Origin of the sequence: Actinomadura madurae, from assembly GCF_047130825.1 — a bacterium.
GTDB classification, from domain to species: Bacteria; Actinomycetota; Actinomycetes; order Streptosporangiales; family Streptosporangiaceae; genus Spirillospora; species Spirillospora madurae.
This window is the reverse complement of the sequence record NZ_CP083237.1, coordinates 8,179,132-8,199,748: the sequence shown is the minus strand read 5'-3', so window position 1 is coordinate 8,199,748 and position 20,617 is coordinate 8,179,132. Positions and strand designations below refer to the sequence as shown.

Below are 20,617 nucleotides of genomic sequence, written 5' to 3'. Positions count from 1 at the left end.
TTGTTCTGGCCTGAGTTGCACAGATTCAGCGTCCCGGCGCGGTGATGGCTGGACGCCGGTCGAGTAGGGCACGGGTCTCGCTGGTGATCTGCCGGGGCGGCGATGACGGCCACGACCGGCTCCCGCGCGACACCAAGATCACTATGTCCGCTGCGGCGGCCTCGGCGTCTACCGCGCCGATCCCGCCGCGAGCAGGGTGCGCACGCCTGCTTGCCTGGGGTTCCCATCGCGATCATGCACGCTTGGATCGGCCGGCCCGCAGACTCCCGGGCCGGCGACCTGTGAAATGACCGCCACTGCTGCTCGCCGCCCGCTGACCCCGGGGCTGGTCTGGCCGCCCGTTGGCCCAGCAGCCGCTCAGGGCAGATGAGCAGGCACCCGAACGCCGGCCGGTACGGCGCCACCGCAGGCGGGAGCGCGGTTCGCGGGTTCGTCCGCCGCCGGGTGGTGTTCGGGTCCGATGGCAGATCGCGGAGGGGCAGGCCGCTGCGGACTCGGTGCGCGGGCTGCGGGGTGACGCATGTGCTGCCGCCGGTGGCCGCGACTATGTCCGCCACCATCTGGAAATCGCCCAACGGACCCGCGAGCGACTCTGACGGCCTCCCCGGCCGCGAAGCGGGTCGGCAAACTACACCAAGCGTTGAATTTTTCGTGCTACGGTCCCACTGCCGACCACGGGAAGTGTGGGCGAAGACGAATGCGAGCCGCTGGCGGGTTACCGACGGACTCCGGAGGAGAAGGGTTACCAGGGAGTTCTGGAAGGGAGACTGAAATGTGGAGACTTCGCTGTGCTTGTTCGATCGCAGTATTGGGGTGCGTGTTCTTGGTCGCAGTTCCAGCGGCGGCACGCGACGACGGGTCCACCCTCACGGCGACGGTACAGCCACAGCTCCGGCGGGCGGCACGCGACGATGGACTCGCCCTCAAACCGCCGATGGGCTTCAACAACTGGAACGCCTTCGGTTGCCGCGTCAACGAAGACCTGATCAAAGAAACGGCCGACGCCATGGTGGCCAACGGCATGAAGGCCGCCGGATACCAGTACGTCAACATCGACGACTGCTGGATGAGCCGCACCCGGGACGCGAACGGGAATCTCGAAGCAGACCCGGCGAAATTTCCCAATGGGATCAAAGCACTGGCCGACTACGTGCACTCCAGGGGGCTCAATCTCGGCATCTACGAGAGCGCGGGTTTGACCACCTGCGCGGGATACCCCGGCAGCTACGGGCATGAGGTCCGGGACGCGCAGACGTTCGCCTCTTGGGGGATCGACTACCTCAAGTACGACAATTGCGGGGCCCCACCCGGGACGGCTGACAATCAGCAGCAGTACATCGCCCGCTACAAAAGGATGGCGGACGCCCTGAAGGCGACGGGCCGCGACATCATCTACTCCATTTGCGAGTGGGGCAGATCCGAACCGTGGACTTGGGCGGGCGATGTCAGCCACCTGTGGCGGACGACCGTTGACATCAAGGACACCTGGCTCAAGACCGTCTCTAACTTCCGTTCGACCGTCGCGCTCGCGGAGCACGCCGGCCCCGGCGCCTGGAACGACCCCGACATGCTCGAGGTGGGCAACGGCGGCATGAGCGACACCGAGTACCGGTCGCACTTCGCCCTGTGGGCGTTCATGTCGGCACCGTTGATCTCCGGGACCGATCTCCGCAAGGCCGGCAAGGCGACCCTTGAGATCCTGACCAACCGCGACTTGATCGCGATCGATCAGGATCCGCTCGGCAAACCGGCGCGCGTGCTCTCGCACGTCGGCAAGCAATGGATCCTGGTGAAAGACCTCGCCGGCGGCGACAAGGCCGTGTTGTTCTTCAACGAGGACATGCAGCCGGTGACGCAGAGCGTCTCGCTGCGATCGCTCGGCATCGGCGGCAGCGGTTCCTACGTGGTCAAGGATCTCTGGTCGCGCGACCGCTCGCAGGCGCGCGACCGGCTCACCGCCTTCGTCGAGGGTCACGGGACGGCGAGCTACCGGGTCTCCCGACACCGTCACATCCCGAGCCTGAAGCAGCCTCACGTCGCGGCGACGAACTCGGTCACCGAGACCTACGTCGAGCCGGGCAGGTCGACGACCCTCACGGGCAGCCTGGTGAACGACGGCACGCGGTCCATCGACCACGTCGCGCTCACTCCCAACGTTCCGCCTGGATGGAAAGTGAAGCAGGTCAAGGGTCCGAGGGCGAGCGTGCCCGGCGGCGCGAGCACGAGCGCGGCCTGGAAGCTGACCGTGCCTCCCGGCGCATCGGCGAAGACGTACTCGGCCGAAGTCTCCGGCAGCTACCGCCTCGGCCGGCACCGGGAAGGCATTGGCAGCAAGCGGGCGATATTCGTCCCACCCGCACCACCCACGACGACGCGTTGGCTCAGCGACCTGCCGTGGACGTCGGCGGCCGGCAATGTCTACAGGGACCAACAGCTGATCATGACGTTGACGCCTGGCGGCGGCACGACCCAGGAATACAAACCGATCACGCTGGGCGGCGTGACCTACGCCAAGGGCATCGGCACCGTGGCGGGATCGAGCTTGATCTACTACTTCGGTGGGCGCTGCTCGAAGTTGACCGCGGTCCTCGGTGTGGATGACAACGCCTTCTCGTTCGGACGGCCCAAGCCCGACCTACCGGTTCGGATCATCGTCGACGGCAAGACGGTGTTCGACCAAAGGGTCGCCAAGGGTTCGCCGGTCACGATCGATCAGGACATCTCCACCGCAAAGGTCGTGGAGCTGACGACGGAGCTGGAGGAGCTCTACAACCTCTCCGTCGACTGGGCGAACGCGAAGGTGGTCTGCTCCTAGGGGACGAAGGGATCGCCGCGGGCCGGTCGTCGGTCCGCGGCGCCCCTCGCGGCTACGCGGAGCCGGGTCGGCCCGATCCGGATGGCGGTCGTCAACTCCTGATGACCGCGGACGCGCGAAGGCCCCCGCGGGGGGATCATGGGCGTGATCCCCCCGGGGGGCCTTACAGCTACCCTATTCCGGTGACGGGGAGAGTACGCGGGGCAGCGCCGCGACGATGAGGGCGCCGAGAACGGCGGGGATCATGAACGCGATGAACCCGGCACGTGGCGCGACGATCATCGTGGTGGCCGCCGTGAGGTACGTCGGACCGACGATGGCTCCCAACCGGCCGAAGCCGAGCCCCACACCGAGGCCCGTGCTGCGCAGGTGCGGCCGGTAGAAGGTCGACATGCAGGCGATCACCATGCTCTGGCAACCCATCGACCCGAGCCGGCGAGCGCCGAGACGACGAGCAGCACCGGACGTGGCTGGTTGGAGCTCAGGACGAGCAGGGAGACCGCGGCGAGCACGAAGATCCCGACGGTGACGAACTTCAGGTGGCCGCGATCGGCGAGCAGCGCGACCAGCAACCCGCCCAGGCTCGCCCCAACGGAGAAGACGATCAGGAACTCCAGGGACGATCTGAGGTTGTATCCGTTCTTCACCATGACCGTCGGCAGCCACACCGTCGTGCTGAAGACCAGCACCATGCTCATGAACACCGCGCCCCAGAGCAGGAGCGTTCCGCGTACGGCGGACGGCGAGAACAGCTCCGCGACACGGGCGCGCCGAGCGGGTGGGTCCGGTGGCGAGGCGATCGGCAGGGTGCGCCGCGTGCGGCGGCCCGGCCGGGACCATTCACCAGATCAGCGGGATGAGGACGACGGGCAGGACGCCGATCCAGAACAGGTTCTGGAAGTCGTTTTCGGGCAGCAGGATCCGGCCCAGGACGGCCGAGGCGGTGCCGCCGACGCCGATGGAACCAAGCGCGATCGCCAGGTGGAGGGTGCGGCGGGCCTGCGGCGGGCCTGCGGGGCGCCGTCGGTGACATAGGCGGACACCAGCGGGCCAGCGCGCCTACCCCAACGCCGGTGCAGAACCGCGCGGCGCTCAGCTGGTCGAGATCGGAGGCGAGCGCCGCCGCCAGCATCGACGCCGAGATCCAGGCCATGGACACGGTCATCGGCAGCTCCCGACCGGCTCACCCCCGCCCGCGTCCGGCGGGACTTCCGGAACATCCACGCGGTCATCGGCACACCGGCCAGCGCACCGAAACCCTCAAAACCCGGCCCTGGCAGGCCACCCGGCTCCAGAACAACCAGCCCGTACTCGTCCACGAAGTCGACAAAACTATCAAACGCGAGAAAACCCTCGCCGCCCCACTCGGACAGACAGCTTAAAAATCAAGCTATGGCGCGAATGAAACGAGATCAGATAGCCACCGAGGGAGCTGTGGGGCGATTGGCCTGGCCGCAGCACGGTCGGGCTGCTGCCGGGATTCGATTTTGTTTAAGTCCGGCCATAAGTGGGGTTACCGTGGTGGCGGAGTTCGCCGTATGTAGAACGTCGCTTGGTCGTGGTAGCCCAGCCAGCGCAACGAAAGCGGGCATCGCGAGACCGGGAGCCAGTGTTCGGCGAGTTCCTCGAAAAACGAAGCCGAGGCGCATAGGCCGCCCGGGCGGTCACCGATGTAGACGAACCCGGGGCCCTCGTAGGCGCGCAGTGCATCCACGGCCATGGGGTCGCGATAGGGAGGCCAGATCATGGCCAAGACGCGGTCGGCGTGGTGTCGTACGGCGTCAGCCGCGGTCGCGGGCTGGATGTCGGTGTAGCGGAACCGATCGGCATAGCCGTTGTGGTCAGTGACGGAATCGGTCGCCAGGACGTTGATGCCTTGTGCCGCAAGTAGCGAGGCCCAGTACCCGCTGCCCGCTCCGACCTCCAGCAGGTCCCGACCGTCGAGCTGGTGGGTGAGCCAGTCAAGGGCGGTGCGGGAGGCGATCGCCCAGCTGCAGATCCGGGAGAGTTCCTGCCGGCGGATCATCGCCGAGGCGGCGTCGTGGTCCGCCGGCAGATGGTCGAAAACGTCGATGACCGGCATGGTATCCGGCCCCTGGCGGAGGGCCGGATACCACAGCAGGGGCACCATTTGCGGGTTCCGCTCGGCGAATTCGACGTCGCGCGCGGGCAACAGTTCGCCGAGCGGGCAGAACGGCACATGCCATCCGGGCATGAACACTCCGTGGCGGTGTTGTTCCCAGTAGCCGACCAGCCGCCGGCCTGTCTCGGCGATCTGGCCGATGACGGCTTCCGCAGTCAAGGGAGCAGAGCCGGTGTTCACTGCCTCGGTGCCCGGTCCGTCTCAGGCGGTGTGGTCCGGCGTCGCGATCGCGGTGTGGTCCGGCGTCGCGATCGCGGTGTGGTCCGGCGTCGCGATCGCGGTGTGGTCCGGCGTCGCGATCGCGGTGTGGTCCGGCGTCGCGATCGCGGTGTGGTCCGGCGTCGCGATCGCGGTTGCGGAGTCCTGCCGAATACCGCTGTCGGTTGCGGTAGTGACGATGGCGGCAGCGGCAAGCGCTGCTGCGGCGGCGCCGATGACGATGGTGCTACGTGATGAACGAGCTTCCATGGCAATGTCTCCTCTGATGGCGAATGGAACTATGTGCACACAATCTGCACTTGATCAAATTGGGGGCAGCTCGAACTCGGCGAGCTTCTAAACAGGCTCTTATGAGCACGGATGTTTGATTGAGTGACCACCTTTCTGCCGCTCTCGACCGCGCGGGGGTACCCGTACGCGTCGCAACCTCTAAAGCCGCGGGGTGCCGTCGTTGATCGTTCGGCTACGCAGCAGCGCCTCACCGGCCGAACAGCGACCCTGTCCAATGGCTGGCCGCGCAGGACACCGATCAGGACGCGTCCGGAAAACGCAGGGCCCTCACTACCGATGAGCAGGTTCCGACGGCGGCCTGCCAGTGCGCCATCCAGGCCAGCCCGGTCGCGATCAGCTCGGGAAGTCCCGCCAGATTAGATCTGGTAGCCGTTCTCGGTGATCGATTCCAGCCTTCGACGTCATCGCCGATGATGGGGACCGCGCCAGGGCCCGGGAAGCTGAAGCGGTGGCGGGCCGAGCACCCGATCGGCCTCGGCCCGTTCTCACCGGGGTGTCAGCCGACCATCCGAAGATACAATGACCAGGTCGGACTTCCCCAGTCGCAGCGGTAGTCGACAACAGCACCGCTGCCGATCATGTCGCGGCCCTTTTTTCTGCATTTCTCATGAGTGCTGTAAGCCGCCCAGAAGACCCAAACATCCGGAACCTGTGCGCTGGTAGTGGCCGTCCGAGTCGGCGTTTTGGCGTCGGCGGTGGCGACGGTGGCGAGCCAGCCGGAGGCTGACACGGTTACCGCCGTGGCTGTTACTGCGACCAGCCTCAACAGTCGTTGCATGCATGGAGATCCGTTCCGCATCTGTTGCCTTTCCTGGGTAGCAGTTGACCAGGATATTGCCGCCGGAATTGTCCTTTCGTGTTGGCGTCGAGAGAATCGTACGCGAGCACGGCGATCAACCCAACTGATTAACAAAAGAGTCAATCGATAGAATTTGGCACTGAGCTAATTCCAACTCATTCGCCCTGGTGGTGCAGGGTGAGGATGGCTTGGACGATGGTGTCAGCCGATTGGGTGAGCAGCGGGCTTTGCGCAGGATGTGCCAGCCTTTGAGGGTGGCGGCGTCCTGTTCGCCGAGCGCGCGGACCTGGCGTGGGGGGTCCCTCCGATGTGTGGACACCGGTTGTTATGCGGCTTGAGCCACCGTAATGGACTGTTGTTCGTAGCTGACCGGGCTGGTGTGGCCGAGGGCCGATGCCGCCTGGTCGTGTTGTAGCGGGTTGCCCATCGGAACACTGCGAGACGGGCCTCGCGCGCCCCGGACCAGCGTCTGCGGCCCTGCAGGGTTCCCCGCTTCAGGCTGGCGTTGAACGCCTCGGCCGCCGCGTTGTCGGCACTGGCGGGCCGCTGGCGCTGCGCCGGGTCCCGCCCGACGCCTACACGCTTACCGCCCGCCTGGACATCCTGACCGCCGAGCAGCACCTCGCCGTGGCCGGCGCCACCCGCCACCACTCCGCCCTCACCAACGACGAAGCCACTGTCCTGCTCGCCGCGATCGGCGTCAGCCGCTGGCCGCCCCAGATCGACTGAAACGAGCTTCGCGCCGACCCGCGCTACCAAGCCGCAGTCGCCGGGCTGAAAGAAGCCGGAGTCCTCTACAGCGACACCGGCCCGCACCGCATCGGCATGCACCCCGACGTGTGTTCAGCCTCCGCCACGAAGACGACACCCGGCTCGCCCGCCAACTCGGCAAAGACCTACCGCCGGTCCCCCACAGGGACCCCTGGCCCGACGCTCTCCAGATCAACCCGGACGGCACCGTCGCCGACGGCCCAGCGCACTGACAACTACTCCGCGCCGTCCACTGACAACTACTCCGCGTTCCCACTGACATTTGCTCCGCGCTCGACACGCCGCAGGTCGGGCAGAATCCTTCACCACACCACGGCGCACCTCAGGGAAGATCAAGCCCGTTGTGCTCTCCCACAATTGAGGCTCTGCCGGTCGCCAGCGCGTGACCCACGGTAACCAGAAGTCAACCGAGCGGCGGGCTGGGCGCGATGACACGGGTGCTCAGCCAGAGACAGCAAGATCACGATCTACAACTGGAGCAATGGATCGAAGGGTGCGCTGCCCGTGAGCCGCATCCCGCCGAACCCGACACGGTTGACCGTCACCGAGCTCCCGCGGCCGCGGCGCTGATCGTTGCGGAGGTCGTCATCGGAGTCCGCCACCCCGTACCGGACATTCACGATCTGCTCACCGGGCGGTGATGGCGCGGGCCAGGAGCTCGGCCAGGTGGAGGCCGTTCTTGCGGGCGAGGTCGCCGAGCTGCGTCCGGCAGGAGAAGCCGTCGGTGAGGACGGTCTCCGGGGCGTCCTCGGCGTGGACCGCCGGCAGCAGCGCGGTCCCGGCGACGGCGACGCTGACGTCATAGTGACCGCGCTCGACGCCGAAGTTCCCTGCCAGACCGCAGCAGCCGTCGATCGTACGCGTCCGCACGCCCGCACGTTCCAGCAGGGCCTGGTCGGCGAAGAAGCCCATGACCGCGCGGTGGTGGCAGTGGGGCTGCACGATCGCGGACGTGCCGTCCAGGCGTGGTGGCGCCCAGCCTTCAGTGCCCATGAGCAGTTCGGCGAGCGTCCTCGTCGCGGCGGCGACGGCGGCCACCTCCGGCGTCCGGCCGAGAAGCTCGGCGGCGTCACTGCGGAACACCGCCGTGCACGAGGGTTCGAGGCCGACGACGGGCATGTCCGCGGCGGCGAGGGCTGCGACGCTGCGGGCGAGGAGCCGGCGCGCGGTGCCGAGTTGGCCGGTCGAGATCCAGGTCAGCCCGCAGCACAGCGCGCGTTCGGAAATGGCGACGGAGTACCCGGCGTCCTCGAGCACCGCCACGGCCGCGATGCCGACCTGCGGGGCGAACAGGTCGGTGAAGGTGTCCACCCAGAGCATCACCGGTCGGCCGGGAGCGGGCCGGTGGCCGGCGAACCACCGGCGAAAGGTGAGCGTGGCGAAGACGGGCAGTGGGCGGCGGGGGTCGACGCCGGCGAGCCGCTTGCCCGCCGACGCCAGCGGTCTCGTAGCCATCGCGCGGTTGACCAGGTTCGGTGTCCGGGAGGCCAGCCGCGCCCAGCGGGGCAGCCACCCCAGCGAGTAATGCGCGGCGGGACGGGGACGGCGCCGGTAGCGCTGGTATAGGGACTCTGCCTTGTATGTGGCCATGTCGACACCCGTGGGGCATTCCGAGGAGCACGCCTTGCAGGAGAGGCAGAGATCGAGCGCGTCGAGCACCTCGGGTGAGCGCCAGCCGGCGACCAGGTCTCCGGCGGCCATTTCCTGCAGGACGCGTGCCCGTCCACGCGTGGAGTCCTTCTCGTCGCGGGTGGCACGGAACGAGGGGCACATGACGCCGGTCGAGCCGGCGGGCACGCGGCATTTGCCGACGCCGGTGCAGCGGTGCACCGCTACGCCGAAGTCCGCCCCGTCCTCGTGATATCCGAAGCCGAGCCGGGTGGGAGAGGGCCTTGCCACGACTTGCCGCAGGTCGGCGTCGACAGGGTGGGGACGCACGATGACGCCGGGGTTGAGCACGTCGCCGGGGTCGAACACGTCCTTGACCGCGCCGAACACGTCCAGCAGCGCGGGGGAGTACATCACCGGGAGGAGCTCGCCGCGGGCGCGCCCGTCACCGTGCTCGCCCGACATCGAGCCGCCGTAACCGGCCACCAGTTCCGCGGCCTGGCCGAGGAACTCCCGGAACACGGCCGTGCCGCCGCTGCGGCCGAGCGGGAAGTCGATGCGGATGTGGAGGCATCCGTCACCGAAGTGCCCGTAGGGGACGCCGGCCAGACCGTGCTGGTCCAGGAGCGCCTCGAAGTCGCGCAGGTAGGCACCGAGCCGGTCCGGTGGGACGGCGGCGTCCTCCCACCCGGCGTACCCGGGGCCGCCGTTCCCCGCCCGCGCGGCCAGCCCCGCGCCGTCCTCCCGGATCCTCCACAGCGCGGCCGCCTCACGGGAGTCGCGGACGATCCGCGCGTCCAGAGCGCCCGCCTCGTCCAGCAAGGACTCCGCGCGAGCGGCGACCTCTCCCGCCTCGTCATCGCCGAGCTCGGCGAACAGCCACCCTCCGCCGCGCGGGAGGCCGGGGACGGATGCGCTGCCCTTGCGGCGACGCACCACGTCCACGAGCCGGGAGTCAAGACCCTCCAGCGCGACCGGGCGGAAGGGCAGGAGGGCGGGCACGGCGTCCGCCGCCGTCGCCATGTCGGGGTAGCCCAGCACGACGAGGACCGTCGCCTTGGGCGCGCGAACCAGGCGCACGGTCGCACGCTCCAGGACTCCGCAGGTCCCCTCGCTGCCGACCAGCGCCTTGGCGACGTCGAAGCCGCGCTCGGGCAGCAGGTGCTCCAACGAGTAGCCGGAGATCTGCCGGGTGAACCGCCCGCACTCGGTGCGGATCACAGCCAGCCGCGACCGCACCAGCCGGTCCAGCGCTGACAGCACCGGGCTCGACCGGGGATCAGCGCCCCGCGTCGCGCGCAGCCGCTCTCCCGTACCGGTCACCATGTCGAGATCGACGACGTTGTCCGCGGTGCGGCCGTAGCCGAGGGCCCGGGATCCGCACGCGTTGTTGCCGATCATGCCGCCGATCGTGCAGCGGTCATGAGTCGACGGGTCAGGGCCGAACCGCAGCCCATGTGCCGCCGCGCGGCGTTGCAGGTCGTCCAGCACGACTCCGGGTTCGACGACGGCCGTGGCCGAGCCCGGGTCGATGTCATGGATCCGGTCAAGGTGACGGGAGAGGTCCACCACCACGCCGGCCCCGACCGCGTTCCCGGCGATGGACGTGCCGGCGCCGCGGGCCGTCAGCGGCGTCCCCAGCGTCCGGCACACCTCGACGACGGCTGCGATCTCGCCGACGTCGCGGGGGAACACGACCACCGCCGGGACGACGCGGTAGAGCGAGGCGTCGGTGGAGTACTCGGCGCGCCGACGGGCCGAGTCGTCGAGGTCGGTGACCCCAGCCCGGCGCAGCGCGGAGACGATGCCGGTCCCCTTCACGCGGGCTCCTCGCCGGGAGGTGTACGGAGCGCGGACAACACCTCGTCGGTGTGCTCGCCCAGTGCGGGGATCCCCCGTCCGGCGTGCGACGGCAGGCCAGCAAGGTCGAACGGGGCCCGCAGCACCCGCACGGGACCCGCCGGTGAGTCGGCTTCGAGCCATCGGCCACGGGCCGCGAGCTGGGGATGCTCTACCAGGCCGCGCAGGTCGTTGACATCGCCGGTGGGTACCCCGGCCGCGAGCAGGAGTCCGGTGACCTCGGCGACCTCGCGCGGGGCGAACCGGTCCTCGATCAGCTGCTCAAGCGCGTCCCGGTTGCACACGCGCGCCTCGTTGCTACGGAACTCGGGCGCGTCGGCGAGGTCGGGGTCGTCCAGCACCTGGGAGCAGAAGGCGTGCCACTGGGCGTCGGTCTGGACGGCGAAGTTGACGTGCCCCTTGTCGCCGACCCGGTACACTCCGTAAGGGACCATCATGTTGTGCCGTGCCCCCGCGCGCCGTGGCTGGTTGCCGCCGTAGAGCTGGTGGTACGCGGGAGCCATCATCCACTCCGCCAGGCAGTCCAGCATCGCGACGTCGATGAACTGCCCCCTGCCCGTGCGGGTGCGGTCGAGTACCGCCGCCAGGATCGAGGACAGCGCGTACACCGCCGCGCACATGTCGGCCACCGATATCCCGGCCTTCGCGGGCGCGTCCGGCTGCCCGGTCACCGACAGCAGCCCGGCCTCGCCCTGCACCAGCAGGTCGAACGCCTTGCGCGCGCGCAGGGGCCCTCCGGTCCCGTATCCGGTGATCGCGCAGTTGATCAGCCGCGGCCACCGCTCTTCGAGAGTTCCGGCGTTGAGACCGAGGCGGTCGACCGCTCCGGGGCTGAGATTGTGGACGAACACGTCCGCGCCGCTCAGGAGCGCGTGCAGCGCCGCGCGGCCGTTGGCGGTCTTCAGGTCGAGAGCCACGCTGCGCTTGCCCCGGTTCGCCCAGACGAAGTACGCCGACTGCCCCTTGACCACCGAGTCGTATCCCCGGGCCAGATCACCGCCTGCCGGGTTCTCGATCTTGACTACATCGGCCCCGAGATCGGCCAGATGGCGGCTGCACAGCGGCGCCGCGACCGCGTGCTCCAGCGCGATCACTCGCAGGCCGGCGAGTGGGGGCGCAGGCGCGTTGCCCACGGCGCCGCCGGCCGGAACCGGGTCAGGGATATTCGCCATCTCCGCCTTTCCTATCCTTCTTGTTCTTTCCGCTCTCGCCTCTCGGTAAAGGGGACGAGGCTGACGCTAGGAGATGGGAGACCGACCGTCGTCAGCCGATCCACCAAACCTGCCGGGGTGCGGTTGGGAATTCCCACACCGCCCCGTTCAGGGATTCCGTTCAGCGCCCCGAAACACGAAATCGGCGGACGCAACGGGCCGTCCGCGTTGCGACACCTTGGTGTGCACGAACACTGTCCTGCGAGTCCTGTGGACGGCAACGGGCCGCGCCAGCAACGGCACCTGGGGATCTACGGCGGTGAGGAACTGGATGTGCCCCGAAACCAGGTGACCCTCGTCGCTGGAAGACGCGGCGGCGAACCAGAACAGCACGGCGCCCTGCACCTGGCCGGAACGGTTCAGCATGGCCGCGTTAGGGTGCAGGAACCGTCCGTCCGAGCCGGCTGTGCACGTCTTCGCGAGTAGCGCGTCGGCCCAGGACCGACCCTGATCCGCGTCCAGTGTTCGCATGGCGGTCAGCACCGCAAGTTCTGCGTCGGTCAACGGCTCGGCCGTCGAACCCGCCGGTGCGGTCACAGCCTCTGGCATCTCCCAGGGCAGCGGGTCGAGGCGCGCCGCCGCGCTGGGGACGGCGAATGTGGCCAGGCAGCGGCCCACCACCGTCTCGCCGGACAGGACGGTGCCGTGCGTCCGCCCCAGGCCGCCGCGCGCCGGCTCGCTCCGCGCACGCACCGAGGTCCACCGCTGAGGCGGTTGCGGATCGAGCTCCAGTGTCAACGTCAGCGTCGGCAGTGCGTGCCGGGCGCCGACCTGGGAGCGCCGCGCCGCGCCGAGAGCCAGATCGGCAGCATGGCGAGGCCCACCACCCCCGCACCGGACGGGCCGGGACGCCCGATCCGCAACTCGGCCACGGACGGATCGCCGGTCGCGACGGCCTGCACCCGCACCATCGTGGCAACCAAGGAACAGCGCTCGCGCGGGCGAGCGCCAGCGCTTCCAAAGCCCGGTCCTGCATTTCTTCACGCTCGTTCTCCGGCATACGGCCAGCGTGATCTCTTCGCGGCGTCCCGGCGACGTGAGTTCCCCCAAAACGGTACGACCGACGTTGCACGATCGCCCGATGTCGGCGCTCACAGCACGGTCCTAGCGTCGTGGGTGCCCACCGATCCGACTCTGGAGGAGCAACGGCCTTGACGAACAACGAAGATGCCATTCGCGGGATCAAAGCCCTCATGTTCGACTTCTACGGAACCGTGGTCGACATGCAGACCGGCCTCACCGAAGCCATCACCCCGTACCTGGCGCAGAAGAACTACACGGGAAATCCAGCGTCCCGCGTCGTCACCTGGTGGCGGCGCACCCACTTCGAGAACTCGATGATCGACGCCCTGCTCCACCGCGAGCACACCCCCTACCGGGAGATCGGGCGGCAGGCCGTCCACTACACGCTCGACCGCGCGGGCATCGAGCACACCGATGAGGAAGTGGTCGGCCTCGTGGCGCAGATCGAACGTCTCAAGCCATTCTCTGACGTCGTGGACGCCCTGGCCCTGGTCAAGGCAGGTGGAACGAGACTGGTCATCCTGTCCAACGGCGACCCCGACATGCTGGCCAGTGGCGTCCGGTACTCGGGCACCGAACACCTCTGGGACCGTGTCGTTTCCGTCGCCGCGGCGAACTCCTTCAAACCGCACCGCGGCACCTACAGGACCGCGGCCGACCTGATCCGGCAGGCACCGGAAGAGGTCCTGTTCGTCGCCAACCACGCGTTCGACTGCGTGGGAGCCAAGGCGGCCGGCATGAGGACGGCCTTCGTCGACCGGCGCCGGCGGCCCTTCGGGAACACGCTCTACGAGCCCGACCTCATCGTCGACGACTTTGCACATCTGGCCAAGACCGTCACCTCCGCCCTCGGCCCCGCGTAGGGCGGGCCGCCGGGGTCCGGCCCGGACCCCGGCGGGCGGTCATTCCGGATGGGCATCTGTGCCGTGGACCCGCTCCCGCACATGGAGGACACGGAGCTGCACCGCGACCGCCAGGCGCTGCACGGGATCGGCCAGGTCCAATCCCGAGATCTCGCCGAGCCGCTGGAGCCGGTGACGCAACGTGTTCGGATGCAGCACCAGGCGTTCGGAGGCTTTCGAGACGGACCCGAACTCGTCCAGGTAGACCCCCAAGGTCGTCAGATAGTCGGTGTGCTGCTGCCCATCGTGCTCGATGAGCCGGCGCAGCGGCGCGCACGGCTCGAACCCCGCGCCACCGACGGCGTTCTCCACCGGCAGCAACACCAGGTCAGGCCACAGGTGCTCGGCAGTGACCACCGCGCGGCATATCGCTCCGGCGGGCCACCTGCAGGAGGTCGTCCACCATCTGCCGGGAGGCGGGCAGGGCGGCCGGGCCCGGCCCCCAGGTGCCGATCGCCGCGCACATGGCGGCGCCCATGCGTTCGAGCTGACGCAACGCCGGCTTCACCCGGGCCGTCAGCCGCGCACGGCCGTTCTCGTCCGGGATCGGTACGAGCGCGTAATAGACGCCCTCACAGAGCACGACCACGGTGGCCGGATCGATGCTGCTCATCTGCAACGACAGGAGATGCAGTAGCCGTTCGCCCAGCAGCGCCGAGGACCCGCCGGAGGGCTCTTCGCCAGCGAACCCGACGACCACGAACCCTGCGCGGTCGCCCAACCCCAGTTCGGCGACGGCGTTCGCGCCCGGCCCGAGATCCCCGTACATCAGCCCCCGCACCAGCCGGGTTCGCGCCGCCCGGTCGGTGTCCTCCACCAGCCGGTGCCTCAGCATGAAGGGCACGGCCAACTCGGCGGCGCGGGACAGCGCGGCCTCCGCCTCCGCGCCGAGCCGCTGCCGGCCCTCGGCGACCGAGATCTCGCCCAGCGCCTCGCCCTCGAGCCAGATCGCGATCCGCAACCGGGTGCGCAGACCCGGGTAGCCGTCCAACCGGACCACGGAGCCGGGATTCCGGAACGTCTCGTAGGCGCTGCGGTCGGCAGTGAAACGCTCGACCCACTGCTCAGGCGTCTGACGGCCCAGGATGGTGTCGCGCCGGACACTGTCGATCTCGAAATCCTGCACGGAGTAGGCGATGACCCGATGAGCCCGGTCGTAGAGCACCACCGATCCGCCCCCCATCACCGCGATGGCGTCGGCCAGCCCGTGCACGCTGCTGGGCGCCAGCCGCTCGCTGCGCGCCTCCGGATCGGCGGTCGTGGCCGAGATCAGCGTCCGCAGCAGGGTCACCAACCGCGCCCAGCCCAACCCCGGCTGCGCGCGCAGCAGCGACGTCCCGAACTCGCAGGCCACCTCAACCGGGCCTTCGTCCCCAGAGTCGCGGAACACGACGGCCGCCGCCCCCGCCGCACCCGCCTCGGCGGCGAGTTCGCGGGCCACGGCGGACGACGCCTCGACGCCGATCGCGAGCACCACCTGGCCGCGCTCGACAGCTTGCGGCGGATCATGGACGACCACGTCATCGACCACGGCCATGCCGTCCTGCGCCACGTACTCGGCACGCAACTGCTCCGGCCTGAGCGCGGCCAGCAGATCACTGAGCCTCATCGTCCTCCCCCCGGGCCGTTGCCGCGGTGGACCCCCATCCGACCTGGACGGTGACACCCACGGTAACCGTCCTCGCACCGGTGAGCCTGTCAGGATGTCCAACGCCACCTCCACGACATCGTGCGAACTCCCGAGGCGTGACCGGCGTCACGCTTCCTAGCGTGAGGCCCACGATCCGGCGGTCGGGACGACGCCGGCCACCCCACGTACGCAGGGAGAAGTCATGATCTTGAGTAAGAAGGAGAGCACCTGACGATCACCCACGCACGGGCGCTGGTACCGCGACGTCACCCGCACCAACCGGCGCACTCTCGATGCGGCCTTCCTGGGATGGGGCTTAGACGGGTACGAGACTTACGCGCTCGTGGTCGTGCTCGTCCCGATGATGCCTGACTTGCTGTCGCCCGGTCAGCAGGCCGACCTCCCGTTCTGGGGCGGGGTCGCCATCGGGGTGACACTGCTCGGCTGGGCGATCGGCGGCGTCATCGGCGTCATCGTCGCCGACTACATCGGACGCAAGCGCGTCATGCTGTTCTCGGTCACCGCCTACGCCGTGTTCGCGGGCCTCACCGCACTGGCGGGCAACCTCGAAATGCTCATCGCGCTGCGCTTCCTGACCGGACTGTCGCTCGGCAGCGAATGGGGCACCGGAACCGCGCTCATCGCCGAGACCTGGCCCGTCCGGGCGCGCGCCAAGGCCGTGGGCATCATGCAGGCGGGATTCGGCTTCTGCGCCCTGCTCGCCTCCGGCGTCTGGCTCGTTCTAAGCGAAGCCGGCCCCGGCGCCTGGCGCATCGTCTTCCTCATCGGACTGGCACCGGCGCTGTTCACTCTCTACATCCGCCGGCACGTCACCGAGTCCTCGTCCTGGCGCCACGCCAAAGATACTGCGACGGCCCGGCGCGAGAAAGAGCGCACACTCGTCCAAGTCTTCAGGGAACCGGAGCCCCGGCGCCGGGTACTGCTGACGCTGGTGTTGTCCCTGTTCTCCATCGGCGCCTACTACACCGTGTCCACGTCCCTGCCATTGTTCGTCAAGGAACTAGCCGTTGACCAAGGCCGAACGGACACCAACCACCTGACCAGCCTCGCAGGCGTGACCTACAACCTGGGCTCGATCCTCGGCTACGTTGCCGGCGGCTTCCTCGCCGACCGCCTGGGCCGCAGACCGTACATCGCGCTCTACCTCGTCGGCGCCGTGGCGACCACCGCGCTGCTCTACCTGACCACGACGTCACTGCCGCTGATCATCCTGATAGCCGTCCTCAACGGCTTCTTCACCCTCGGCATGTTCGCCGCCTTCGCCATCTATCTTCCCGAGCTTTTCGGAGCCTCCGTACGCGCAACCGCGATCAGCTTCGTCTTCAACTCCACCCGGATCGTCGCCGCCGCCGGCCCCATCGTCTTCGGCGAACTCGTCCTGGCCCTTGCGGCGCCGCCCACGCGGCCGTCATCCTCGGCTCCCTCTATATCGTCGGGCTCTTGGTCCTGCCCTACCTTCCCGAAACCACCGGAACCTCCACCGGGTGTTAGCCGGTCACCCTCACCGGTTACGCCGGGCCGCACCGATCCCGCGGGCCCAGGCTGCCCGCCGGGCCGAAGGACGCTCCGCGCCCGATCTCGATCGGACGCGGTGACCGCCAGGTGATGGAAGTGCCTCGGAAGCAGAAGGTGGGCCGGGATTGGACCACCCGCCGTCGAGGAGCTTCATCGCATGGTCGAGGGGCGGGCCCCGGGGGCCCGCCCTGTTGCGGGTGAACCCGCCCTGTTGCGGGTGAAAAGGCAGTTCAGCCGAGGGGCTTCAAGGTGGGCAGGGGCGCTTACAGCCTGTGCGCGGTGGTGAGGAAGTCCAGGACGAGAGGGCTGGCGTGGGTGCGGTACTCCTCGAAGTAGGCGCGCCGGCCATTGGGGACCAGGTGCGGTCGGGCGTCGGGGATGCGGTCGGCGAGCAGGGGTGCGTTGGCGGTGGGGTTGAGCAGGTCGTCGCTACTGTGGACGACCAGGGTGGGGGCGCTGATGTCCGGCAGGAGGTCCCAGGCGTTGTGCCGGTTGCTGGCCGCGAGGTGGCGGCGCCGGGCGTGGGCGGGCATGCGAGGGTCCCCTAGGGTGTGGTGCGCGGCGGGATGGGAGACGAGCCATCGAGGGGTGTACATCAGCTCCAGCAGGGCCTGTCGCGCGGCTCCAGGCTGAGGTTACGCCAGGGCTTGGCGGACGTCGTTGCCGCGTTCGACGCTGTGCGGGCCGCCGGGTGAAGTGCAGCCGAGAACCAGGGCGCCCACCCGGTGGGGGTGGCGGGCCACGATCTGCTGGGCCACCCGTCCGCCCATGGACGTGCCGTAGACGTCGGCCCGGTCGATGCCGAGTTCGTCGAGGACGGCGATAACGTCGTGGGCGAACAATTCGGTGCTGTAGGGGACGTCGGGCTTGTCGCTGTCGCCGGTGCCGCGGTAGTCGAGCGTGAGGAGGATGCGAGCGGGGTGAAAGGCGGCACGATCCGCATCCCACCAGTGGTGGTTGTTGGCCTGGCCCGCCAGCAGGACCAGGGGCGCCCCCTGGCCCCGGAGCTGGTAGGCGATGCGGGTTCCGTCCGGTGTCATGGCGTATGTCATCTGCTCCCTCGAAGTGCCGGCCCGGCCCTCAGATACCTGCTGCCACCGCGGCGCCCAGCACCAGCAGGACGACACCGGTGGTCACGCTGAGTCCCCGCAGGACGGTCGGCTGCGACACCAGGGCGCGCCCTCGGCTGACGGCCCAGGTGAGCAACAAGTACCAGGAGGCGCTGACGAGCGCCCACAGGGCTCCCAAGGCGACGGTCGACAGGAACACCGGGCCTTCCGCGGTCACGAACTGGGGCAGCACCGAGATGGCGAACACGCCCGCCTTAGGGTTGCCGAGGTTAGTGACCAGGCCGGTGAGGTATCCACCCGCGAAGCCGGTGCTGCGCCCGCCCTCGTTGGCTGGGCGGGTGGAGACGGTGGTGAGCGCGGTCCGTAGCGTCTTCACCCCGAGGATCATCAGCACAACGCCGCCTGCGATCCGGAGCACCGCGTACGCGGTGGGGCTGGCCAGCAGGACGGCGGACAACCCTGCCGCGGCGGCCGTGGACCACACGAGAAAGCCACTGGCATTGCCCGCGAGCGTGCCTCGGAGCGTACGTTGGCCGCCTTCCAGAACCTGTCGGATCATCAGAGCTTGACTCGCGCCTGGCAACATCGCTAGCAGCAAGGTGGTGACGATGAAGACGGGCACATGCGTGGGCATGGGAAAGAACCCCTTCCGGGAATGCGGCCGATGGATGGACCACCAGGCTTCCTGTCCCGCGCCCCTAAGTAAAGTTAAAGGAGAAGGGGCAGCGTTAGGATTAGTGAATGCTGGTGGACCCGGGGCAGCTGCGGCTTCTCGCGTTGATCGAGCGGCACGGCTCACTGACGGCTGCGGCTCACGCACTCCAACTCACTCCCGCGGCGGTCACCCAGCAGGTGGCCAAGGCCGAGCGCGACTGGCAGGTGCCCCTGGTCATGCGCGGTCCCCGCGGAGCGACGCTCACGGCGGCCGGCGCGCTGCTCGCCTCCCACGGTCGAACCGTGGAGGAGGCATCAGAGAGGGCCGAGGCGGAACTGGCCGCACTCCTCGGCCACCTCTCGCTCCGTCTGCGGATCGGGACGTTCCAGGCGGCTGCCCTGCACCTGCTGCCACCGGCCCTGACTGCTCTGCGACACCACCATCCGGACGCCGACGTCTCCGTCATCGACGTGGTGTCCGGACGCGGAACGGACGAGATCAGCGCGGGGCGCCTGGACATGGCCATCGTCGCGTCCTGGGGCACGCCGCTCACGCCGCCCCCACACCTACGGGCCCACCCGCTCCTGTTGGACCCGATGGTCGTGGTTCTTCCCGATGACCATCCACTGGCCACCGGGCAGCCCGCGGACACCGAACTCCACTTGGACCAACTGCGCGGCGAATCGTGGGTTTCCATCCTGGCCGGCCATGCCGCCCGCGAACAGTTCCACGACGCTGCCCGCGAGGCCGGCTTCACTCCCACCGTGCGGTTCGAGACCGAGTCCTACGACGTCGCCCAGGCCCTCGTCGGCACAGGCATCGCGGTGGCCCTGGTCTCGCGCCTGGCCCTGACCCATGCGTCTGGCACCACCCATCGCGAACTGGCCCACCCCCGGCCCTACCGCCAGCTCTACGCCGTGACCAGAACCGACGCCAGCCTCACACCACTCGCCGACATGCTCATCGACCTCCTCCGTGATGTCGCCCGCGACATCACCGCCACCTGGGAGGCTCCCCTGCAAGAAGCACAACGCCCATCGAACTCACCGCACGGTGCTTGAAAGCCTCCGGTTTCCAATCGTCACCCGCGTGGTCCCGGAGCGGCCTGGCAGCGCTCCGACCGACCATCGACGCCGGCAGCAGGCGCGGCGTCGGGCCCGCCGTAGCCGGAGCCCCGGGGGTTGTCGACGCCACGGCAGACGACTTCAACCACCCCGCCGCACCTACGATCGCGTCGGCGAAGGTGCGAGCACGGTCGAGGCAGATCGCGCGGCCGGCACGCAGGCTTTCCAGCATCGAAGGGGCGCCTTCGGCCTTGACCCCCACGAGCCGAGTACCGGGGGCATACTCCTTCATCCAGCACGCCGCACCGTTGATCAGCGCGCCGTCGCCAACCGGGAGCACGACGGCGTCAAAGCCAGGACCGCCCGCGCCACCCGGCGCGCCGCGGGTCAGCTCGACTCCGATCGTCCCCGGCGCCCTCGGCGATCGCCGGCTGAAGGCCATCCTGCAAGTAGAGGCGGTCAGGATGGCGTTCGGCGTGGGCGGCTGCGGCCTTCCGCGCCGACGAGCCGTCCATCCCCGACGCGATGACGCGGGCGCCCAAGGTCTCCATCCGCTCGCGTTTGACGGGGTTGACCGCCTCGGGCACGGACACGGACGACGGGACGGTGTCGGTGCGGCGCCCAGCGGCACCCCATCCGGGGCGGTCCGCGCCGTCCGCCGCGCGGCGGACGGGCGTCTGCGACTTGGTCCTCACGCGGACGGCACGGACCGTTGCCGTCTGACCTCGTCCGCCGTCCATCGCCAATGCGACTTCGAGCGGTGACGGCGGCGAGCGTCCCACGCGGTCATCCCCGTTAGGGACCGCCTTCGCTCACCGGTTGCTTAGGTCGCCGCGCCCCGCCAGCCCACCGGAGCCAGGGTCATGGACGATAGCTCGTGCCTCCGCGCTCCACCCCGGTGACAGCCCGGACGCGATCACGTTGGTTGTGACCGTGAGAAGCAGCAACGTTTGTTCCCTGGTTTGAGCGACGGTTGGGGGTTGGTCGGGGTGGTGATGTCGATGAGATTTGACAACGGTG

Annotated in this window: 22 protein-coding genes and 1 pseudogene; 6 read left to right on the top strand and 17 right to left on the bottom strand. The window is 69.0% G+C overall.

Annotation, left to right across the window (positions count from 1 at the left end; all coding sequences use genetic code 11):
- The first annotated feature begins 817 nt into the window (after positions 1 to 817).
- The gene (locus tag K8Z49_RS38060) at positions 818 to 2,815 is read left to right on the top strand and encodes an NPCBM/NEW2 domain-containing protein (protein ID WP_412516450.1); all 1,998 of its coding nucleotides are present in this window, start codon (positions 818 to 820) and stop codon (positions 2,813 to 2,815) included.
- 174 nt (positions 2,816 to 2,989) lie between these two features.
- On the opposite strand, the gene K8Z49_RS38055 is transcribed toward K8Z49_RS38060, so the two are convergent.
- Positions 2,990 to 3,208 (bottom strand): hypothetical protein, encoded by a 219-nt coding sequence (locus K8Z49_RS38055; RefSeq protein ID WP_412516449.1) that lies wholly within the window; start codon positions 3,206 to 3,208, stop codon positions 2,990 to 2,992.
- Positions 3,209 to 3,216: 8 nt separating this feature from the next.
- A complete protein-coding gene (locus tag K8Z49_RS38050; protein WP_412516448.1) occupies positions 3,217 to 3,519 on the bottom strand; it encodes a hypothetical protein in 303 nt (100 codons plus the stop codon).
- On the opposite strand from K8Z49_RS38050, the gene K8Z49_RS38045 reads away from it, so the two are divergent.
- A complete protein-coding gene (locus K8Z49_RS38045; RefSeq protein WP_412521344.1) occupies positions 3,488 to 3,850 on the top strand; it encodes a hypothetical protein in 363 nt (120 codons plus the stop codon). The two genes, K8Z49_RS38050 and K8Z49_RS38045, sit on opposite strands and share 32 nt — an antisense overlap.
- A gap of 38 nt (positions 3,851 to 3,888) precedes the next feature.
- Entirely contained in the window at positions 3,889 to 4,197 is a 309-nt protein-coding gene (locus tag K8Z49_RS38040) for a hypothetical protein (protein ID WP_412516447.1), read from the top strand.
- 131 nt (positions 4,198 to 4,328) lie between these two features.
- Here K8Z49_RS38040 and K8Z49_RS38035 read toward each other — a convergent pair whose 3' ends face one another.
- The 8 genes and pseudogenes from K8Z49_RS38035 to K8Z49_RS38000 all read right to left on the bottom strand — a co-directional run bounded on the left by K8Z49_RS38035 (position 4,329) and on the right by K8Z49_RS38000 (position 12,628).
- Complete coding sequence (locus K8Z49_RS38035; protein ID WP_412516446.1) at positions 4,329 to 5,117, bottom strand: hypothetical protein; 789 nt, start codon at positions 5,115 to 5,117, stop codon at positions 4,329 to 4,331.
- A 42-nt stretch (positions 5,118 to 5,159) separates the two neighbouring features.
- On the bottom strand, positions 5,160 to 5,426 hold the full coding sequence (locus K8Z49_RS38030; RefSeq protein ID WP_412516445.1) for a hypothetical protein: 267 nt from the start codon (positions 5,424 to 5,426) through the stop codon (positions 5,160 to 5,162).
- A 538-nt stretch (positions 5,427 to 5,964) separates the two neighbouring features.
- Entirely contained in the window at positions 5,965 to 6,246 is a 282-nt protein-coding gene (locus K8Z49_RS38025) for a hypothetical protein (RefSeq protein WP_412516444.1), read from the bottom strand.
- 346 nt (positions 6,247 to 6,592) lie between these two features.
- A pseudogene (locus K8Z49_RS38020) lies at positions 6,593 to 6,804 on the bottom strand (integrase core domain-containing protein); the annotation flags it as partial.
- An 861-nt stretch (positions 6,805 to 7,665) separates the two neighbouring features.
- On the bottom strand, positions 7,666 to 10,467 hold the full coding sequence (locus K8Z49_RS38015) for an FAD-binding and (Fe-S)-binding domain-containing protein (RefSeq protein WP_412516443.1): 2,802 nt from the start codon (positions 10,465 to 10,467) through the stop codon (positions 7,666 to 7,668).
- Complete coding sequence (locus tag K8Z49_RS38010; RefSeq protein WP_412516442.1) at positions 10,464 to 11,678, bottom strand: CaiB/BaiF CoA transferase family protein; 1,215 nt, start codon at positions 11,676 to 11,678, stop codon at positions 10,464 to 10,466. Before K8Z49_RS38010 ends, K8Z49_RS38015 begins: the two co-directional genes overlap by 4 nt.
- A gap of 147 nt (positions 11,679 to 11,825) precedes the next feature.
- Complete coding sequence (locus K8Z49_RS38005; RefSeq protein ID WP_412516441.1) at positions 11,826 to 12,455, bottom strand: PaaI family thioesterase; 630 nt, start codon at positions 12,453 to 12,455, stop codon at positions 11,826 to 11,828.
- 2 nt (positions 12,456 to 12,457) lie between these two features.
- A complete protein-coding gene (locus K8Z49_RS38000; RefSeq protein WP_412516440.1) occupies positions 12,458 to 12,628 on the bottom strand; it encodes a hypothetical protein in 171 nt (56 codons plus the stop codon).
- A gap of 240 nt (positions 12,629 to 12,868) precedes the next feature.
- Between K8Z49_RS38000 and K8Z49_RS37995 the strand changes: the two genes are divergently transcribed.
- Positions 12,869 to 13,603 (top strand): haloacid dehalogenase type II, encoded by a 735-nt coding sequence (locus K8Z49_RS37995; RefSeq protein WP_412516439.1) that lies wholly within the window; start codon positions 12,869 to 12,871, stop codon positions 13,601 to 13,603.
- 39 nt (positions 13,604 to 13,642) lie between these two features.
- On the opposite strand, the gene K8Z49_RS37990 is transcribed toward K8Z49_RS37995, so the two are convergent.
- Positions 13,643 to 13,999, bottom strand: coding sequence for a helix-turn-helix domain-containing protein (locus K8Z49_RS37990; protein WP_412516438.1), 357 nt, complete (start codon positions 13,997 to 13,999; stop codon positions 13,643 to 13,645).
- Positions 13,971 to 15,209, bottom strand: coding sequence for a hypothetical protein (locus K8Z49_RS37985; protein ID WP_412516437.1), 1,239 nt, complete (start codon positions 15,207 to 15,209; stop codon positions 13,971 to 13,973). Before K8Z49_RS37985 ends, K8Z49_RS37990 begins: the two co-directional genes overlap by 29 nt.
- Before the next feature lie 367 nt (positions 15,210 to 15,576).
- Between K8Z49_RS37985 and K8Z49_RS37980 the strand changes: the two genes are divergently transcribed.
- On the top strand, positions 15,577 to 16,899 hold the full coding sequence (locus tag K8Z49_RS37980) for an MFS transporter (protein WP_412521254.1): 1,323 nt from the start codon (positions 15,577 to 15,579) through the stop codon (positions 16,897 to 16,899).
- A 172-nt stretch (positions 16,900 to 17,071) separates the two neighbouring features.
- On the opposite strand, the gene K8Z49_RS37975 is transcribed toward K8Z49_RS37980, so the two are convergent.
- From K8Z49_RS37975 to K8Z49_RS37965, 3 genes are all read right to left on the bottom strand, one after another.
- The gene (locus K8Z49_RS37975) at positions 17,072 to 17,341 is read right to left on the bottom strand and encodes an alpha/beta fold hydrolase (RefSeq protein ID WP_412516436.1); all 270 of its coding nucleotides are present in this window, start codon (positions 17,339 to 17,341) and stop codon (positions 17,072 to 17,074) included.
- Positions 17,342 to 17,443: 102 nt separating this feature from the next.
- Positions 17,444 to 17,860, bottom strand: coding sequence for an alpha/beta fold hydrolase (locus tag K8Z49_RS37970; RefSeq protein WP_412516435.1), 417 nt, complete (start codon positions 17,858 to 17,860; stop codon positions 17,444 to 17,446).
- 28 nt (positions 17,861 to 17,888) lie between these two features.
- On the bottom strand, positions 17,889 to 18,512 hold the full coding sequence (locus K8Z49_RS37965) for a LysE family translocator (protein ID WP_412516434.1): 624 nt from the start codon (positions 18,510 to 18,512) through the stop codon (positions 17,889 to 17,891).
- A 107-nt stretch (positions 18,513 to 18,619) separates the two neighbouring features.
- Here K8Z49_RS37965 and K8Z49_RS37960 point away from each other — a divergent pair, with 107 nt between their 5' ends.
- The gene (locus K8Z49_RS37960) at positions 18,620 to 19,594 is read left to right on the top strand and encodes a LysR family transcriptional regulator (protein WP_412516433.1); all 975 of its coding nucleotides are present in this window, start codon (positions 18,620 to 18,622) and stop codon (positions 19,592 to 19,594) included.
- Here K8Z49_RS37960 and K8Z49_RS37955 read toward each other — a convergent pair.
- Entirely contained in the window at positions 19,527 to 20,039 is a 513-nt protein-coding gene (locus K8Z49_RS37955; protein WP_412516432.1) for a pyridoxal-phosphate dependent enzyme, read from the bottom strand. The two genes, K8Z49_RS37960 and K8Z49_RS37955, sit on opposite strands and share 68 nt — an antisense overlap.
- Entirely contained in the window at positions 19,945 to 20,292 is a 348-nt protein-coding gene (locus K8Z49_RS37950; protein WP_412521342.1) for a hypothetical protein, read from the bottom strand. The genes K8Z49_RS37955 and K8Z49_RS37950 overlap by 95 nt, the downstream gene beginning before the upstream one ends.
- Positions 20,293 to 20,617 lie beyond the last annotated feature (325 nt).

Excerpts from the sequence above, each read along its gene's own strand:
- K8Z49_RS38055 (WP_412516449.1), bottom strand. The coding sequence starts at position 3,208 with ATGTCGACCTTCTACCGGCCGCACCTGCGCAGCACGGGCCTCGGTGTG.
- K8Z49_RS38030 (WP_412516445.1), bottom strand. The coding sequence starts at position 5,426 with ATGGAAGCTCGTTCATCACGTAGCACCATCGTCATCGGCGCCGCCGCA.
- K8Z49_RS38025 (WP_412516444.1), bottom strand. The coding sequence starts at position 6,246 with ATGCAACGACTGTTGAGGCTGGTCGCAGTAACAGCCACGGCGGTAACC.
- K8Z49_RS38010 (WP_412516442.1), bottom strand. The coding sequence starts at position 11,678 with ATGGCGAATATCCCTGACCCGGTTCCGGCCGGCGGCGCCGTGGGCAAC.
- K8Z49_RS38000 (WP_412516440.1), bottom strand. The coding sequence starts at position 12,628 with ATGGTGCGGGTGCAGGCCGTCGCGACCGGCGATCCGTCCGTGGCCGAG.
- K8Z49_RS37975 (WP_412516436.1), bottom strand. The coding sequence starts at position 17,341 with ATGCCCGCCCACGCCCGGCGCCGCCACCTCGCGGCCAGCAACCGGCAC.
- K8Z49_RS37970 (WP_412516435.1), bottom strand. The coding sequence starts at position 17,860 with ATGACATACGCCATGACACCGGACGGAACCCGCATCGCCTACCAGCTC.
- K8Z49_RS37965 (WP_412516434.1), bottom strand. The coding sequence starts at position 18,512 with ATGCCCACGCATGTGCCCGTCTTCATCGTCACCACCTTGCTGCTAGCG.
- K8Z49_RS37960 (WP_412516433.1), top strand. The coding sequence starts at position 18,620 with ATGCTGGTGGACCCGGGGCAGCTGCGGCTTCTCGCGTTGATCGAGCGG.
- K8Z49_RS37955 (WP_412516432.1), bottom strand. The coding sequence starts at position 20,039 with ATGGCCTTCAGCCGGCGATCGCCGAGGGCGCCGGGGACGATCGGAGTC.